Annotated in this window: 1 pseudogene; it reads left to right on the top strand. The window is 56.0% G+C overall.

From position 1 onward, the window contains the following. Positions 1 to 737: pseudogene (locus ACRD67_RS20655) on the top strand (hypothetical protein); the annotation flags it as partial.

The following is a 737-nucleotide window of genomic DNA, read 5'->3' as shown; positions in this document are numbered from 1 at the left end:
TTGGTGGACAATGGTAACGGTAGCTTTACCTACACCTCTGAGGACGGGACCATAACGACCTTTAACGAGACGACCTCGACCCTTGCCGACAACGGTGATGGGACCCTGACCTATACCAACGAGGACGGTACGGCGACCACCTTTGATGCCAGGCGCGCCACGGTGGTGGACAACGGTGACGGCACCTTCGATATCACGGACGATTCCGGTACCACGGTGACCGTGGACACCAATAATACGGTGACCACACTTGTGGACAACGGTAACGGTAGCTTCACTTACACCAGTGAGGACGGGACCATAACGACTTTCAACGAGACAACATCCACCCTTGCCGATAACGGTGACGGGACCTTGACCTATACCAACGAGGACGGTACGGCGACCACCTTTGATGCAAGGCGTGCCACTGTTGTGGACAACGGTGACGGCACCTTTGACATCACGGACGATTCCGGCACCACAATAACGGTGGACACCAACAATACGGTGACCACACTTGTGGACAACGGTAACGGCAGTTTCACCTACACCAGTGAGGACGGGACCATAACGACCTTCAACGAGACGACATCTACCCTTGCCGACAACGGTGACGGGACCTTGACCTATACCAACGAGGACGGTACGGCCACGACCTTCGATGCAAGACGTGCCACAGTGGTGGACAACGGGGACGGCACCTTCGATATCACGGACGATTCCGGTACCACGGTGACCGTGGACACGAACAATAC

Source organism: Eudoraea algarum (assembly GCF_050589645.1).
Classification (GTDB): domain Bacteria; phylum Bacteroidota; class Bacteroidia; order Flavobacteriales; family Flavobacteriaceae; genus JBNGOQ01.
Note: the sequence above shows the minus strand (reverse complement) of the source record. Positions and strands in the feature narration are given on the sequence as shown.